The 16,775-nt window shown below is 70.8% G+C and carries 10 protein-coding genes; 6 read left to right on the top strand and 4 right to left on the bottom strand.

Features of this window, described 5'->3' with window-relative positions; translation table 11 throughout:
- Positions 1-253: 253 nt before the first annotated feature.
- Complete coding sequence (locus ACZ63H_RS34615) at positions 254-2,413, bottom strand: ATP-binding protein (protein WP_469871981.1); 2,160 nt, start codon at positions 2,411-2,413, stop codon at positions 254-256.
- 361 nt (positions 2,414-2,774) lie between these two features.
- Here ACZ63H_RS34615 and ACZ63H_RS34610 point away from each other — a divergent pair, with 361 nt between their 5' ends.
- Complete coding sequence (locus ACZ63H_RS34610; protein ID WP_469871979.1) at positions 2,775-3,482, top strand: DUF4232 domain-containing protein; 708 nt, start codon at positions 2,775-2,777, stop codon at positions 3,480-3,482.
- A gap of 651 nt (positions 3,483-4,133) precedes the next feature.
- Here ACZ63H_RS34610 and ACZ63H_RS34605 read toward each other — a convergent pair.
- Complete coding sequence (locus ACZ63H_RS34605) at positions 4,134-5,087, bottom strand: XRE family transcriptional regulator (protein WP_469871977.1); 954 nt, start codon at positions 5,085-5,087, stop codon at positions 4,134-4,136.
- Positions 5,088-5,244: 157 nt separating this feature from the next.
- Complete coding sequence (locus tag ACZ63H_RS34600) at positions 5,245-6,450, bottom strand: S1 family peptidase (protein WP_469871975.1); 1,206 nt, start codon at positions 6,448-6,450, stop codon at positions 5,245-5,247.
- Between the two features lie 695 nt (positions 6,451-7,145).
- Here ACZ63H_RS34600 and ACZ63H_RS34595 point away from each other — a divergent pair.
- Entirely contained in the window at positions 7,146-10,178 is a 3,033-nt protein-coding gene (locus ACZ63H_RS34595) for an AAA domain-containing protein (RefSeq protein WP_469871973.1), read from the top strand.
- Between the two features lie 243 nt (positions 10,179-10,421).
- On the opposite strand, the gene ACZ63H_RS34590 is transcribed toward ACZ63H_RS34595, so the two are convergent.
- Complete coding sequence (locus ACZ63H_RS34590) at positions 10,422-11,102, bottom strand: hypothetical protein (RefSeq protein ID WP_469871971.1); 681 nt, start codon at positions 11,100-11,102, stop codon at positions 10,422-10,424.
- A 163-nt stretch (positions 11,103-11,265) separates the two neighbouring features.
- Between ACZ63H_RS34590 and ACZ63H_RS34585 the strand changes: the two genes are divergently transcribed.
- The 4 genes from ACZ63H_RS34585 (at position 11,266) to ACZ63H_RS34570 (ending at position 16,601) form a co-directional block, all read left to right on the top strand.
- Complete coding sequence (locus ACZ63H_RS34585; protein ID WP_469871969.1) at positions 11,266-11,694, top strand: hypothetical protein; 429 nt, start codon at positions 11,266-11,268, stop codon at positions 11,692-11,694.
- Positions 11,695-11,713: 19 nt separating this feature from the next.
- Positions 11,714-14,071, top strand: a complete 2,358-nt coding sequence (locus ACZ63H_RS34580) for a hypothetical protein (RefSeq protein WP_469871967.1) — start codon at positions 11,714-11,716, stop codon at positions 14,069-14,071.
- Positions 14,072-14,269: 198 nt separating this feature from the next.
- Positions 14,270-14,791 carry a hypothetical protein gene (locus ACZ63H_RS34575; protein WP_469871965.1) on the top strand — a complete coding sequence of 174 codons (522 nt, stop codon included), beginning with the start codon at positions 14,270-14,272 and terminating at the stop codon, positions 14,789-14,791.
- Between the two features lie 382 nt (positions 14,792-15,173).
- A complete protein-coding gene (locus tag ACZ63H_RS34570) occupies positions 15,174-16,601 on the top strand; it encodes a non-reducing end alpha-L-arabinofuranosidase family hydrolase (protein WP_469871963.1) in 1,428 nt (475 codons plus the stop codon).
- Positions 16,602-16,775 lie beyond the last annotated feature (174 nt).

The following is a 16,775-nucleotide window of genomic DNA, read 5'->3' as shown; positions in this document are numbered from 1 at the left end:
ACGCTCCGGCCCCACCCCGAGAGGCTGTTGGCCGGTTCGGGCCTGATGGCTCCGCTCCGTCGTCATGCGGGGGGGCGCCTGCTGAGCAGGCACGGAGAGCGGTGCCGGTGTTGCCACCGGTCCGTTTCTCCGTGCCGCTCGCCGAACCCGGCGTACCCGTCTCCGGGTACCGGGCTCTCAAGGCGCGTCCCAGGCTGGAGTGGGACCGGATGAGCAGGCCGCGTACTCGTGAGGTGCGGGGGGTCTTCAGGGGTCAGGCGCGTGTGGTGAGTCGTGTGAGTGCCGCGTCGTACCGTGCCTGGACCTCCGGGTTCGCCGATGCCCGCAGGAGGACGGTGAGTGCCCGCAGCACGCCGTCGTCGTAGCCGGCCGCTTCGGCTTCCCGGGCGGCGAGGTCGAGCTGGGTGATGCCCTCGGCCTGTTTCCCGAGTCCGAGCAGTGCCTCTCCCATGATGACGAGCAGCAGGATGTGGGGGATGTCGGTTGTCTCGGGCCGGTCCTCGAAGGCCAGGGCGTGGGTCGCGGTGGCGAGGGCTTGGTGCCAGTGTCCGGCGTCGGCCTGGTGGCGGGCGAGGTGCTGTGTGGCGAGGCGTTCCATCCGGCGGTCGCCGATCTGACGGGCCAGGTCGGCCGCGCGTTCGCAGCTGTGGGCGGCTTCTTCGAGACCGCCCAGGGAAGCTTGGGCCATGGCCAGCACGATCAGGGCGTTGGCCTCGGCGAACGCGTCGCCGGCGCGGGCGGCGAGCGTGGACGCGGCCTCCAGGTGGACGAGTGCTTCCGGGGTGCGGTCTTCCTCGGTCAGAACCCAGCCGAGGACGTTGCGCAACCGGGCCTCGCCGTGCTCGTCGGCGGCGGCGCGCGTGGCCGTGAGGGCGGTCTGCAGGAGCGGGACCCAGCCGTCGCGCACGCGCCACACGATCAGCGGCCACATCGTCATGACGATGCGCCAGGTCCTGTCGTGCAGTGGGGCGGCGTTGGCCGCGGCGACCGCTTGGGTGAGGTTGTCGCGCTCGGCGGCGAACCAGGCCACGGCGGCGGAGCGGTCGTCGAACCTTCGCACCGCAGCGGGCGCGAGAAAGTCGGACGGGAGCGGGAAACAGTCCTCCGAGCCGGGTTCGGCCGCCGCCACGGCCCCGATGGCCGTGGCGACGTAGTGGTCGAGAACGCGCTTGAGGGTGTCGGGGTGGGCGTCCAGGGTGCGGGCGTAGAGCCGCACCAGGTCGTGCATCGCCCACCGGCCGGGCGACGTCTCGGTGAGCAGGTGCGCGGCCGCCAGGTGCTCCAGGGCGCTCTCGGCGGCCGCCGGGTCCGTGCCGGCCAGGGCGGCCGCCGCGTACCGGTCGACGTGTGTGCCCGGGTGACGGCCCAGATGGGCGAACACCCCGGAGATGTGCGCCGGGAGCTGTTGGAGTGTCAGGTGCAGTGCGGCGCGGACACCGGTGTCCTCCAGGTCGAGCAGGCCCAGGCGGCGTGTCCGGTCCGACAGTTCGGCGGCCATCGAGTCCAGGGACCAGTCGGGCCGGCCGGCGAGGCGGGCGGCCACCACCCGCAAGGCCAGCGGCAGCCCGCCGCACAGCTCGGCCAGGCGGCGCGCGGCCGCCGGCTCGGCGTGCACCCGGTGCGTGCCGAGGACTCGGGACAGCAGGGCGGTGCCGTCCGGGGGAGCGAGGACGTCGACGGCGACGGGCCGGGCGGAGTCGCTGACGATCAGCCCTGGCAGCCGGTGCCTGCTGGTGACGACGGTGACGCAGCGGTCGCCGCCGGGCAGGAGCGGCCTGACCTGTTCGGAGTCGCGGGCGTTGTCCAGGACGACCAGCAGCCGGCGATCGGCGGCCAGCGACCGGAACAGTGCGGCCGCACCGTTCTCCGACTCCGGTACCCGCTCATGCGGCACGCCCAAGGCCGCCAAGAACTCGCGCAGCACCTCGACGGCGGCCGGCTCGCCCATGTCGCTGAAGCCGCGCAGGTCGGCATAGAGGCGCCCGTCGGTGAGTCCGGCGGGGTCGCGGTGGGCCCAGTGCAGGACCAGGGCGGTCTTCCCGACCCCGGCGGGCCCGACGACCAAGCAGACCGGGGCCTCGCCCGCGGTAGCCCGGGTGAGGGCTGCGAGCTCCGACGCCCGGCCGTGGAAGCCGCGCGGTGCGCGCGGCAGCAGGTCAGGCGCACGCGTGGTCATGGCGGCCGCCGGCTCGGTGGCGGACAACTGGGCGGCGGCGTCCGCCGACCGGCAGGGGCGGGGCCGGCCAAGGCTCGCGGCATCCTCCAGCGCGCCGGCCTCAGCCGCATCCAGGCCCAGCGCCTTGGCCAGCGCCCGCACCGTACGGCGCTGGGGGCCCCGGGTCCGCCCGCGCTCCATGTCCGCCACTGCCCGCACGCTCACGCCGGCCTCGTGGGACAGCGCCTCCTGGCTCATTCCGGCGTTCAACCGCAAGGCCCGCAACCGCTGCCCGAAGTTCCTGCCCGAAGACGTGCCGTCGTGCACCGTGGATTCCTGATCGTCCGGCTCGTCTGGTTGAGAGCCCCCCGGCAGAAGTATCGCCGACCGTACTTCTGCCGGTGGAACTGCCTGGGCGAGGACAACCGGAAGTGGTCGACTGAAGGCAGACACGGAGTGCCTGTTCACGGGCCTGCGCGGGTCCGGCCGTCCCGGCGGACGGGCTCGTGGGGCACCGGGGCGCACGGGCCGGGACGCCCTCCGTCGTCGACCGACCGGCATCACCATCCGGGCCGGCGGCACCGCACCGCGGCCCGCACCACGCACGGGGGACCTCTCCATGAACACGCTGCACCGCTCCACGCTGCTCGCCGTCGCGGGCACGGCTCTCGCCTTGTCGCTCACCGCCTGCCAGAGCGACTCCGGCGGCGCGTCGTCGTCCCGGCCGACCACGTCGGTCACGGTGGCGTCGTCCCCGGAGGCCGGCGCGACGACGGCCGCCAAGGACACGGTCACCTCCGAGGCGGCGGGGTCGGCCGCCTCCGCGCGCTCGGCGGGGGCGAAGGGCTCCACCGGCGCCTCCTCGACCGGCGCCACCGGCTCCACCGGTGGGCGGGGGACGGCCGCCACCCCGGTCTGCGCCGCGCGGGACGTCCGGGTCACCGCCGCCACGCAGGACGGCCCGCCCTACACCCACATCGTCCTCACGGCGCGCAACACCTCCGGGCACTCCTGCCGGCTGACGGGCTTCCCGCACATCCAGTTCCTGGAGAGCCACAAGCAGGACGTCCCGGCCGTCGCCAAGAGCAAGCCGGCCACGCCGGTCGTGCTCTCGGCGGGGGCTCCGGCCTACGCCCTGGTGAAGCTGTCGGACGGCGGGGTGGACGAGGACAACGAGCCTGTGTCGGCGTTCTCCGTGCAGCTGGAGGGCGACTCCACGGTCATCGCCGTCACCGCGCCGGGCAGCGGCGGCATCGCCGTCGACCCGGCCAAGGCGCTCACCGGCTACTGGACCCCGGAACTGCGCAACGGCGCGGACGACTTCTGACTGATCATCTCGGGTTGAGTGTGGCTCACGGCTTGGCAGTTGGGCTGGGGGCGGCGGAGTCCTGTGGGTGTCGGATGACCTTGTGCTTGACGATCCGTGGGTTCGTGTCGCTCCGCCACCCGCCACTCTGGATGAGCGCGCCGGAGAAGAGCCCGCGTGACGGGCGCTGCCATGAGTGCGGTGTCGACGTTCGGGTACAGGCACCCCTCACTCATCCGCGGGTGGCCCGTGCCGCTGCCGAACTTCAGGCACCGAGAGCCGGGAGACAGGGCCGGCCGAGTGCCTGTGCACGCGGCGCCGGGTGCCGCAGGCTGCCGGCGCCCGGCATCGGCGGGAGGGCCGCGTACGGGACGCCGGTGGCAGTACGGCAGACCACTCACCGGCGGCCCCTGTCCACGCGGGCATGCCCTCCTCGGGCGGGCCGCGGTCAGGCCGGCGGCTTTTCCGGCGTGGCAGGGATGCCGATCGTGACGCTCGTTTGACGCTCAAGGTGCCCACGCGCGACAAGCCGAGCCGGAGAAACCCGCTCCGACCCGGCGATCCTTGAGCCTGCCGGAAAGGGCCGCTGACGATGTGACGAGGAGGCCGTCCTCACGCCGTGAGAGCCGGACGGCAGGACCGCCGGCTCCGTGCCGCCGGTACCGGAGGGGGTCAGCCGGGCCACTCCCAGGACATGCCGTACACGCCGGGCGGGCAGCGGTGCAGCAGCAGGTGCGACGTGTGGGACACGTCCAGGGCGGTGCGGCGCTCGGAGCGCTTGGGGCCGCCGATCCGCTCCCTCGAGTAGCGGTGACAGCTCGACGGCAGCGCGTCGGGGTGGAAACACAGGTGCAGCAGGAACTCGTGCGGGCTCGTGCGCAGCCGCCGCTCGTGGTGAGCCGGGGATGCCGCCGGTTCGGGGCCGTACCGCAAGGTGTAGGAGATCAGTGCCGTCTCGTCGCGGGCGAGGTGCCGGCCGAACTCCACCTCGGCGACGACGGTCCGCAGCTCGGGCAGCCGCCGCACGACGCCGAGCCGCCCGCAGTGGGCGGTGAAGGTGGCGTGTTCCGCGGCTATCTCGTCGTGCACGACGGTGATGCGGCTCGCTCCGTCACGTGTCGCCCGCACCACCTGTTTCACGGTGACGGTCCGGAACCGGCGGTGTTCGTCGAACCGCACCGTCTCGTGAATGGTCAGGGAGACGAGGTCGTCGTTGAACCGGGGGAACGTCGGGCCCAGGGCGCGTTCGATGTGGGACTGCCGCCCGAACACCTGGCGTGAGACGTCCGGTCCGGGGGCCTGCCCGGTGGGGCGGCCGCGGGGGCGGCTCGGCCCGATGAGGGAGCGCAGGGTGCCGGCCGGCAGGTCGAGAATGGCCTCCACGGCGTCCACGGCCCTCAGCGAGTGGGCCTGTTCGGGCTGGCTGCGTCCGCGCTGCCAGTAGCTGAGGGTCGCGAGGCTGATGCTGATTCCCTGCGCGGCCAGTCGCTCGCGCACCCGGTCCAGGGAGAGTCCGCGCCGCTGGACGGCGTCCCGGAAGACCGCGGCGAAGGGAGCGGCGGGGCCGGTGGCGGGGTGCGCCGCCGCGGAGGGGGCGCCCTCGTCGGCTTCGTGCGGCCTTCTCATGACACCTCCGCCAGGCTGGTGCGTGTCCTGTGGGGCGGGATCATACGCGGCGGGCGTGCGGGCGCTGCGCCTGTCCGGTCGGCCGGGCAGGCACACCGCCGCTCGCGGAGGGGCGGGCCCGTGGGGCGGGCCCGCCGTGGTGCGTCCGGTGTGGTGCTCAGTTCGTGTTGAGCGTCAGACCGTAGTAGGACAGCGCGTCGTCGAGGGGCTGGAAGTACGACGAGCCGCCGGAATTGGTGCCCGAGCACTGCTGGCCGGTGGGGCCGCCCGAGGTCATGCCCTGGGCCTGGTCGCCGGAGATGTAGGCACCGCCGCTGTCACCGCCCTGCGTGCACACCGACGAGCTCGCCAGACCGGTGACCACGGTGTCGGGGCCGCCGTGCTCGTCGATGTAGGTGACGGAGACGTTGTACGACCTCACCGCGCCGCACGTCCAGCCCGTGGTCTGGCCGGACTTGCACAGGGCGGCGCCGGGGGCCGCACGCCTGCTGCCCTTGACCGCGACGTTCGCTCCGGTGCCCCAGGTCCCGACCTGGGTGGCGATGGAGTCGTCCTGGTCGACCTGGGCGATGCCCATGTCGACGCTGCGCCGGCCCAGTGCGTAACGGCTGTGGACACCCTTCGCGAAGTGCGCGGTGCCGTAGTACAGGTCCGTGAGGTCGGCCACGCAGTGACCCGCGCTCACCAGGTACTGGCGGCCAGAGGAGTCGTGGGCGCCGTAGCCGACGGAGCAGACCCAGCTGCCAGCGCTGTTGGTCCACGTCATCCTGCTGCCCGGGTAGACGGTCGCCTGGGGGGCGAGGCGCTGTCCGTCGTGCAGGATCCGCACCGCGTCGCCGCGGGAGGCCGCGTCCGCGAGGAACGACTCGGCCGCCGCGGACGTGCGGCCTGGGACGACGTGCACGGTGACGGTGTCGCTGGGCAGGTCCACCGACCACGAGGTGACGCCGTCGGGGACCTCGCGCAGGGCCCGGGCGTCGAGGGACGCCTTGATCCGGTCCAGGGCGCGCTCGCCGTGCTGTGGCACGCGTGCGGCCAGGCCGTGGTCTCTGACCTCGGCGGCCGCTGTGGCGGAGGAGACGTTCACCGTCAGCGTGCCGTCGGGGGTGAACCATGCGCCGTCCGTCGCCACACCCGCGCGGCCGAGTGCGGTCAGTTCGTGCTGCTGGGTGGCCTGGTGGTCGAGCCGGGCCACGGCGGCGTCCTCGCTGACGCCGAGGGACCGGGCCAGAGCGGCGACCATCGTCGGCGCGTAGCGGGGTGCGGTGGGAGCGGGCGCGGCCTCGGCGGCGCCCGTGGTGACGGCGGCCGCCAGCAGGGTGCCGATCGCGGTGACCGCCAGGGATATACGGGAAACGCGCACAACTGTCCTCTCTGCATGGGCATGACACGTCCGCCGGTGGGGTGGCCCCAGGGCCTTCAGGAGACGCCGGACGAGCCGTCGGCGGTACGTGCCATGCCGTTCCGGCGGCGTATGGGGGAGCGCCGCCGTCACGAACTCTGGCTCGAACGCGCCGTGTTGTTCAAGGCGCGTTCGGCGTCCCGTTTTCCACAGAGGTGCGCATAACTGTTGAGCGCGATGCTGATCGCGGGTCAGGTCGGCGACTCGCGGACGAGCCCGCCACCTGCTCCGTCTCGATCAGGGCGCCGTCGTGGGAGGCCGCGGGCGCCGCGCCCTCCCACGTCCCGCGGCAGGAGTGGCGCAGCCTGACGCAGTCATTCCAGGCCGCCCGGCAGCGCGCCATGGTCCACCGGCGGCGAGATGTGGGGGCAGGGCGGGCGGCAACTTCAAGCCACTCACGGCACGAGGATCCACGCCCGAAGACTGCGGTAGGAGCGCGAAATCCCGACGGCGGGGCTGACGCCGGGAGGCCCGGCGCCGGTCACATGACCACAAGGCTTCACTTCGCGGCGTATGACCGCTACACGGTGATGATCGGTTCTCCTGCTGCATCTCCTGCGTGGCCGGAAAGGCTCGTTCAGGCGTTCCGCATGCTTAAAGTCGCTCTTCCTGACACAGGCATGACGAAAGTCTTCTCGTAGCCGACGGGGGCGGGGTTGAGCGAGGGAGCGGCGCTGCCGTATCCGGTGAAGGACCTGGTGACTGCGGCGCGCCTGGAAGTCGCCGCGGAGCTGCGCGGCGACGGGAAGGACGGCACCAAGGTCTCCCTGTCGGCGGGGCGCAGAACGGCTCGAGCCGACGGCAGGCACGAGTACGTGTTCGACTGCAAGAAGTGGCTGGACGCGCTCGACGGCAAGCCGGCGCTCATACGCCCCTCCCGTTCGACCGGTTCGTGGTCGCCGGCCGAGGTCTCCCGGATGCCCGAGGGCAAAGTGCGTGTCGTCACCGAGGCGGACCTCGGCGCGGCACCGGCCCACGTGCAGATACGGGAGGACGACGCGGCCGCCTGGCGGGTACTCGCGGAGCGCCTCGAATCCGTGGGGCAGGCGAACCACCCCGTCCGCCCGGCCAGCGCGGGGTGGGCCCTCGGGGAGGGCGCCCCCCGCCTGGGCAGGAGCGGCGCCTCCGCCGCCCAGTGGGTCGCCGGCTGGAACTCGCTCAAGCTCAATCCACGGCAGCGCCAGGCCGTCGAACAGGCCCTCGCCAGCGACGTACTGTTCCTCTGGGGGCCGCCCGGCACGGGCAAGACCGACGTGGTCGGACACATCGTCGAAGGGTGCTACCGCCAGGGCCACTCGGTGCTCTTCCTCGCCCCGACCAAGGTTGCCGTGGATCAGGCCCTGGAACGCATCTGCGAGCTGCTGTCGGCCGAGCAGGGCTTCGATGCGGGCCTTGTGCAACGCGCCGGTGAGATCACGGTGGCCTCGCTGCGCGACAAGTACGGCGACAAGGTGGATCCGGAGCGCATCGCCACGGCCCTGGGCGCCCGCATCGAGCGATCCCTCGCCCAGCTCGCCACGGCTCTGCGGGACACCCAGGCGGGCATCGCCCTCCACGACAAGGTGAACGGTCTCCGTGCGGATCTCGCCAAGGCGCGGCAGAGCCACAGCAGCGCGAGCCAGGAGCTGGCAGCACAGATCGACGCGCGGAACGCCGCTCTCGGCGCGGTCCGGGCGGAAGAAGATCTCATCAGGAAGACCGGGACGCCGGGCGGCATGTTCGCGGGCCGCAAGCAGGCGAAGCTCGACGAGGCGCGGGGCCGCCTGCGCCAAGCCCGCGCCGCCGCCGAACACGCGGTCGGGGCACAGGCCGCCGCGGAACTGCAGGTCCGCCTGGCCGGCAAGGAGATCGAGGTCATCGAACAGGATCTGGCGGCGCAGCGACCGGGGCTCACCACTCTGCCGCCCCGCTCGGCCCTGGTCTCGCAGGCCGAGCACCTCCGTCAGCAGATCGGTGAGCTGGAGGAGCAGCGCCGGAAGATCGCTGACACCGTGCGTTCGAAGTGCCGCGTGCTCGGGGCCACGGTCGCCAAGGCGGTGCAGACCCGCAAACTGCTCGACCGGATCGACGTCGTGGTCGTCGACGAGGCCGGGATGGTCGATCTGCCGTCCGCCTGGTACGTCGCCGGTCTGGCGGGCAAGCGGCTCGTGGTCGCCGGCGACTTCCGCCAGCTGCCCGCGGTGACGAAGGGCGATGCCGACCGCAAGGCCACACCGGAAGACCGCGAGCACGCACGGCAGTGGACGGCCCGGGACGTCTTCCACGCCGCCGGACTCGTCGGCCAGGGTGGTTCCGTGGTGCCGGACGCCCGCCTCGTCGCACTCGACACCCAGTACCGCATGCGCGGTGCCATCTGCGACCTCGTGAACACGGTGGCGTACCCCGACGCGCCCCTCAGGACCGGCCGTGGCGACGACTCCCGCATCCCCTTCAACGGGCTCGTCGACGCGCCGCTCATCCTCGTCGACACCTCCGCTCAGCGCATACCGGGCCGCGATCACCAGACCAACACCGTCCACGAGGCCGCCGTACACGAACTCGTCCGAGGGCTCCAGTACGAGGGTGTGCTGCCCGGACGCAAGTGGCAGGACGTGCCCGCCGGGGAACGAGCCACCGACCGGCTCGCCGTGATCGCCCCCTACCGCAAACAGGTGCAGGCACTCAACAGCAGCCTCGGCTACCGTTTCGGCCAGGAGTACGAGGGCCTGGTCGACACGGTGCACCGCTTCCAGGGAAGCCAGCGGCCCATCGTCATCGTCGACACCACGGCGGGAGCCGGCAGGCAACCCGGCTACTTCTACCAGGGGACCGGGCTGTCCTCCCACACCTGCCGCCTGCTCAACGTCGCCCTCAGCAGGGCCCAGGACCACCTCGTCGTCATCGCGGACGTCGAGCACCTGCGGGAGCACCTGCCCGTGACGAGCGAGGCCCGGCGGATGCTCGACCACCTGCAGGCGCACGCCCAGTGCCTCTCCGTCGACCAGCTCATCCCCGTGCGCGACGCCGCTCAACTCGCCGCACTGACCGAGGAGGAACTCGCCCGACCGGCCTTCTTCCCTGCGGACGAGGTTCCCAGGGCCGTGAGCTGGGACATCGACCGGGCCACACGCAGCATCGAGGTCTACTGCCCCTTCCTCGACCCCCGCCCGGTCCGCACCTGGTCGACCCGGCTGGCACAGCGCGTGGCCGACGGCGTCAAGGTGACCGTCCGCACCCGCCCGCCGGAGGAGCAGACCACGGACGCGGGGGTGGAACGCGCCCGTGGCCTGGTCGAGCAACTGCGAGGCGCCGGCTGCCAGGTGGAGTTCCGCGAGCGCATGCACGAGAAGGTGCTGATCCTGGACGCCACCGTGCTCTGGCACGGATCACTCAACCTGCTGGCCAACTCGGGTCCGACGGATCTCATGATGCGCCTCACCGACCCCTCCGCGTGTGAGCGCGTGGGCCGCGTGATCGAACGGGCCCGCAAGGAACGGGCCGCCTGGAATCCGCGGTCGTCCCGTCAGCCGGACGCCTCCGCCGCGGCCTCCGGCGGGGGACGGTTGTACTTGAACGTCCCGTACGCGGAGAAGGACGAGGCCAAACGGCTGCTCGGCGCGCGCTGGGACGCTCGGCGACGGCAGTGGTACGTCGACGCCGACCGAGTCAGCCGGGAACAGGCGGCACGATGGCTGCGGCCTCGGCCCTGAGCTGCCGCCGGCACGACGGCCGGCGCCGCGGGGCGACTCGGACACGGCGTCAACGCGTGTGACGGGCTCGCGTCCCACCCCGGCGTGAGTGGATCCCCGTCGTCGTCCTCGGCCCGGCCCCTGCGCCATGCCATCCCCGAGCATCCGAGAACGGACGTGCCGCCCGTCCGGCGCCAGCGGCGGCCGAAGGCAGCCCGCCGTGCCGGTCCCCGCACACCGGGTGGGGCGCGAGGACCCGTCCCGTCATGACTCCGGCGAGCGGCCGTCGTCGAAGACGACCCCGTGCTCGTTCACGCTCACCGGGACATCGACCCAACGGGACTTGCCGTCGACGAGCGCGGCGTACTGACAGCGGTGACCGGTGTCCCGGTCGTATGCGACGAGTTCGAGGTCCGGCACCTTCGCGCAGCGCAGGTGCTTGCCGACCCGGTTGTACTCCCGCCAGAACTTGCCGTAGACAGACTTGGCCGTCAGCACGGCCCGTCCTCCGTTGGTGATTTTGTACGGTTTCAAGTCACCGGCCGGCTCGTCGAAGCGGATGGACCAGGGAACTTTCACGCCGTTGTAGGCGACGGTGCACCGTGTGGTCACGCCCGGCTCCTCGCTCACCTTGCCGCCCTCGCACGCGGCGCTGGTCTTGCCCGGTATCCCAGCCATGGCCACGGTGCGTTTGCGCATCGTCCACAGCACTCGTTCCGTGAACGCGGCGTCGTCGGCAGGTTCCGGCGGCAGGGCGCCGAGCAGCGTCTGCGCCGTCAGGAGTCCGGGCTCGGCCGAGGTGATCGGGACGGGGAGTTCCTTTCCGCTCTTCGGCGGCGTGACGTCCGCAGGGCGGGAGGCGTGGCCATCCGGTCCCGACCCGCCGCAGCCCGCGGTGACGAGGACGATCAGAGCCGTGCCCAGGAGAGGTCTGCCGATGCCCACGGACCAACTCTGTTCAGACGTGCGGCCGGTCGAAACGGACCGGGCTTCGGGAAATCAACTACGCGGCGTACGCGGGCGGGTGATGATGCTGGGAACGGGTGATCAGGTCGGTGGCCGCGCGGGTACGGTGATGTCGCCTGCCTGGATGGACTTGGGGGGACTCATGACGTTCGAGGAAGAATGGGCCGAGCTGCGCGCGGCGGCGGCCGAGCGTACGGCCATGCGGATCGACAGCGTGCCGGCCGACGGTGGCGGAGGCGGCGGTGGGAACGATCTGGTGGTCAGTCGGGACGACCTCGGCGCCATCGGCAATGACGCCTACGACCTGCTGGGCCGGCTGGCGAAGGACGGCGACATCGCCCGCTCCTCCACGTTCGACGCGGCGACGGCGCTGACCAACGGCAACTTCGCGAGCGGCTCGGCCGTGCTGAAGGTGCACGACCTCTGGCAGACCCATCTGAGGACGCTGCTGGACGCCTGCGCGCAGATCTCGAATCACCTCGATTACAGCAAGGCGCAGCACGCCAAGGGCGAGGCGAAGGTCGAGGGAGACCTGAAGCGGATATCCGTGCTCACGGAATACATGAAGTAGGGCTCGGGGAGCGCGCGACATGCTGAAGTACGAGGACATCATCGACGCCCCGGTGGCGAAGCTGAAGGCCGCCGCCGACGACTGGTCGCAGATGGCGGGAAAGCTGGACAAGCTCGCCACGGACGCTGCCGACGGGATGAAGGCGAAGGCGGACAGAGCGGCCTGGGAGGGCGTCAACGCAGGAGTCACCAAGGCGTTCATCGGCAAGACGGTCAAGGAGTTCGCGGACGCCGTGGCCGAGGCCAAGGGCGTGCAGCGGATCCTGGAAGAGGGCTACGCGGCGATCAAGAAGGCCAAGGACGACCTGATCGCCATCCGGGACCACGAGGGGCCCGCGGCCGGTGTCCGCGTGGACGGCAGCGGCAAGGTCACGGCGCGGCACCCGTTGTCCGAGAACCGCGCGGCGCAGCACGACCCGGACTACAGCGGGCTTCTGCGGGAGGAGCGGCGGAACATCGAGTCGTGGCAGAACAGGATCGACCTCATCGTCGACAACTGCAACGACACCGACCTCGCCCTCAAGAACACCCTGGAGGCCAACGTCACCGACCGCAAGGACTTCAGCGCTCCGACGTACACGAAGCTGGACCAGGAGGAGGCCGCCCGCGCCGCCGCTCTGGCGGCCAAGGGCCGGGACATCACACACGCCGAACTCCAGCAGCTCAACGAACTGCTGAAGGACAACAGCTCGTCGGCGGAGTTCTCCAAGGACTTCTACGAGAAGCTCGGCCCCGAGAAGTCGCTCGCGTTCTTCGGGCAGCTCTCCACGGACACGTACGAGTACGGCAAGGTCGACGCGGAACGCCTCAAGGACGTCCAGGAACTCCAGAAGAACCTCGGCCTCAACCTGGCCACCGCCTCCCACGACAAGGAATTCACCGACAAGTGGGGGCCGGAACTGCGCAGGTTGGGTACCGAGCGGATCCCGCTGTCCAAGCACGACTACGGCGGCCCGTTCGGGTACCAGCTGCTCGGCGGGATCATGCGGTACGGGAACTACGACGCCAAGTTCCTCAACCCGATCGCCGAACACGTCGCACAACTGCACCAGAAGAACCCGTACATGTTCGCCGAGAACAAGGTGGTGAACAGCCCCTTCAAGAACCCGTACAACCCCTCCGGCGTCAACGGCGCCGGATACGACCCGGCCACCGCCATGCTGGAAGCACTCGGCAACAGTCCGGAGGCGGCGAAGAAGTTCTTCACCGGTCCCCCGACCGCGTACAACGAGGACGGCACGGTCAACCACGGTGCCACGGCCGACCTCGGGAAGAACAAGGACGGCGAGGCGATCGACAACTACTTCGACTTCTTCGGCAACGAGGAATGGGAGTCCTTCCCCGACGTCAACTCGCTCGACCCGAAAGAGAACAAGGCATCGCTCGACCAGATGCCCGACGCCCTCGGTCATGCCCTGGAGGCGGCGACCCTCGGCTACCCGGCCGGACACCCGGACGCCGGTGTGGTGCGGGACGCGGACAACGCCGCGATCATGCAGAAGGTCATGGAGAAATACGGCGACGACCCGGCTCTGCTCAAGGAGCACCACGAGGCGATGGCCGACAGCCTGGGCGTCATGGGCGCCGGCTACATCGACGACATCAACTGGGCGCTGGCCAAGAACGATCCGGAGAGCGTGTTCGCACCGGGCAAGAATCCGGAGGGGCACGTCGACTTCGCGGACACCGTGGACGGGAACGGGCGAAGCGTCGTCCGGGGCTTCCTCAGCACCCTGGGGCAGCACCCGGACGCCTACGCGACGGTCTCGACCGCGGAGCAGGTCTACACCCGCAGCGTGCTGGAAGGCGCGGTGGGCCCGGACGGGAAGATCGACGACCAGGTCGCTGCCAGGGCCAGGGCGACCGTGCGCGTGGGCGCCGAGGTGCAGGGCATGCTCGACCAGTCCCGGGCCGACCAGGTGGAGGCGACGAACCTCAAGATCCACGAGGACTACGAGAAGGCCGTCGCCAAGCGGGCGGGCTGGATCGAGTTCGGGGCCACGGCCGGTGTCGCGGCGGGCGTCGCCTTCCTGCCGGCGACCGCGGCCGTGGGCACGGCCGCGGTGCTCATCCCGCTGGCGACGGATACCGCCAGTGGCGCTGCCGAACAGGTCATCGGCCAGATGATCGGCAGCATCTCCGACAACTCGGTGGATGAGCACAAGGAGAAGATGGAAGACCTTGCGGATAAGGAGAAGGACAAGATCTACTCCGCCGGTGAGAGCATGGCCGAGGCCCCGATGGAAGAGTTCCTGCGGCACAACGGCGTGGACACCAACAGCGTGTTCGGGCAGGACCTACGCGAATCGATGCTGATCGGCTACGGGCTCGGCAATGATCGGGAGAACCAGCAGGGGAATGCCCCGGAGACCGGTTGAAACCGGGTGGACGGCCGAGGACACGTAAGGATGCGGACAGTGATCAGTCGTAGGTCGGTACGTGGGGGATTCCTTGCCGCGGCCGTGGCCGGCTCGTTGTTTCTCGGAGCCGCGGGTTGTGGGGGGGACGAGGGCAAGGACAAAGGTCCGAAGGATGACAAGGTCGTTGCGGGGACACAACTCTGTGGTGGCGGTGTCGTGTCCGCCGACGCCTCCCGGGCACTGAAGGCGATCACGGGGTCGTCGCGGTTCGAGGCATCGGCGGAGGAGTACACGATCGCGCAGGCCGCGGCGGATCTGGTCGAGGCGTTCTGGGACCCCAGGGTGTATCGCGGGGATGTCTGCCGTGTCCACACGCCCACCGGTACGCCGGATTTCGAACTCAGGATCACCTGGAGGCGGGTCGACGGACCCACGACGGCCTCCCCCGCCCCGAAGTTCACCCTGCTGAAGATGGGGGAGGAAACCCTGGCGGCGGCGGACATGGCGTATGTCCGCTTCGGGTGCAGGAGCGACAAGTTGGCCGGCCCGGCGACACCGGCCCACATCGACATCGGCGTGGAACGCTGGGGTATGCCGGAAGAGCCCGAGGGTGACATCAAGGCATTGAAGGACGCCTACGCCACCGTCGCCCACTCCTTCGCGCTGGCCATGGCCAAGGAGCTGCGCTGCGAGAAGAACGGCGGGCTCCCCGCGAAGCCCGTGCTGGAACCCGCGTAGGCGTACGCGGATGCGAGCGTGATCAGGGTCCCTTCCCTCCGGGGGAGGGGCCCTCTGCTCGTGGACCGCGCGGCCATCCGACCCGAGGCGAGATTCCTGGCATGCGTTCGGAAACACTGCCGATGCCCCGGCCTGCTGTACGCCTCGGTGACGTGCGCGGTGGCGAGGGTTGGTGTGGCCGAATGTTTCGGTGGTGTAGGCGACCGTGCGAGAGGTATTGACGTTGTTCCCCGGTTCCCTATCCTTCAGTTGGCCGAGATTGCGGCTGGCGTTCGGTATATCGAACCGATAGGAACTGGTGCATGTCATGGACTTGCCAATCCAGCCTCCGTCGCCGCGTGTCGGCAACCGGAACCGCTTACTCAAAGTTGAGGAAGTCCCCATGCACAGAGGAAGTTTCAGCCGCAGGCGTTCGTCCGCGGCGCTCGCCGCGGTGGTCGCGGCGCTGGCCGCGTTGGCGGCGATGCTCGTGGCCACTCCGGCTCAGGCGGCTGCCAGCGGCGCCCTGCGCGGTGTGGGTTCCAACCGGTGTCTCGATGTGGTGGGTGCCGGGCAGACCGACGGCACGGCCCTGCAGCTCTACGACTGCTGGAGCGGCGGGACCAACCAGCAGTGGACGCTGACGGACGGCAACCAGCTGACCGTGTACGGCACCAAGTGCCTGGACGTTCCGGGTCATGCCACCACGTCGGGTACCAAGGTGCAGATCTGGAGCTGCAACAGCGGTGCGAACCAGAAGTGGCAGGTGAAGTCCGACGGCACGGTCGTCGGCGTGGAGTCCGGGCTGTGCCTGGAGGCCGCCGGCGCCGGTACGGCCAACGGCACGGCGGTGCAGGTCGGTACGTGCAACGGCGGCAGCAACCAGAAGTGGACCGGGCTGACCGGGACGCCGCCCACGGACGGCTCCTGTGCTCTTCCGTCGACGTACCGGTGGTCCTCCACGGGTGCCCTGGCGCAGCCGGCGAACGGCTGGGCCGCGGTGAAGGACTTCACCAACGTGACGTACAACGGCAAGCACCTGGTCTACGCGTCGAACGTGTCGGGATCGTCGTACGGCTCGATGCTGTTCAGCCCCTTCACGAACTGGTCGGACATGGCGTCGACCGGCCAGACCGGGATGAGCCAGTCCGCGGTGGCGCCCACGCTGTTCTACTTCGCGCCCAAGAACATCTGGGTGCTGGCCTACCAGTGGGGTGCCTGGCCGTTCATCTACCGCACGTCGAGCGACCCCACCAACCCCAACGGCTGGTCCGCTCCGCAGCCGCTGTTCACCGGCAGCATCTCCGGTTCGAGCACCGGGCCGATCGACCAGACCCTGATCGCCGACGACCAGAACATGTACCTGTTCTTCGCCGGTGACAACGGCAAGATCTACCGGGCGAGCATGCCGATCGGGAACTTCCCGGGCAACTTCGGCTCCTCGTACACCACGGTCATGAGCGACACGACGGCCAACCTGTTCGAGGCGCCGCAGGTCTACAAGGTCAAGGGCCAGAACCAGTACCTGATGATCGTCGAGGCGATGGGTGCGAACGGGCGCTACTTCCGCTCCTTCACGGCCTCCAGCCTGAGCGGATCGTGGACCCCGCAGGCCGCGAGCGAGAGCAACCCCTTCGCGGGCAAGGCCAACAGCGGTGCCTCCTGGACCAACGACATCAGCCACGGTGACCTGGTCCGCAACAACCCCGACCAGACCATGACCATCGACCCCTGCAACCTGCAGCTCCTCTACCAGGGCAAGTCCCCGAGCGCGAGCGGTCCCTACGACCAGCTGCCGTGGCGCCCGGGCGTCCTCACCCTGCAGCGCTGACCCTCCCGGCGGGGCCCTTTCCGTCCGCTGACTCAAACCCACCGGACCGAGGAGGAAAGGGGGGGGGGGGGGGGGGGGGGGGGGTGCCGTCGGGGGGGGGGGGGGGGGGGGGGGGGGGGGGGGGGGGGGGGGGGGGGGGGGGGGGGGGGGGGGGGGGGGGGGGGTGGGGGGGGT

The organism is Streptomyces sp. NPDC104831 (assembly GCF_055583025.1).
This window is presented reverse-complemented; position numbering and strand designations above follow the sequence as displayed.

Bases quoted from the DNA above. Each gene is read 5' to 3' on its own strand.
- ACZ63H_RS34615 (WP_469871981.1), bottom strand. From the start codon at position 2,413: ATGAGCCAGGAGGCGCTGTCCCACGAGGCCGGCGTGAGCGTGCGGGCA.
- ACZ63H_RS34610 (WP_469871979.1), top strand. From the start codon at position 2,775: ATGAACACGCTGCACCGCTCCACGCTGCTCGCCGTCGCGGGCACGGCT.
- ACZ63H_RS34605 (WP_469871977.1), bottom strand. From the start codon at position 5,087: ATGAGAAGGCCGCACGAAGCCGACGAGGGCGCCCCCTCCGCGGCGGCG.
- ACZ63H_RS34585 (WP_469871969.1), top strand. From the start codon at position 11,266: ATGACGTTCGAGGAAGAATGGGCCGAGCTGCGCGCGGCGGCGGCCGAG.
- ACZ63H_RS34580 (WP_469871967.1), top strand. From the start codon at position 11,714: ATGCTGAAGTACGAGGACATCATCGACGCCCCGGTGGCGAAGCTGAAG.
- ACZ63H_RS34570 (WP_469871963.1), top strand. From the start codon at position 15,174: ATGCACAGAGGAAGTTTCAGCCGCAGGCGTTCGTCCGCGGCGCTCGCC.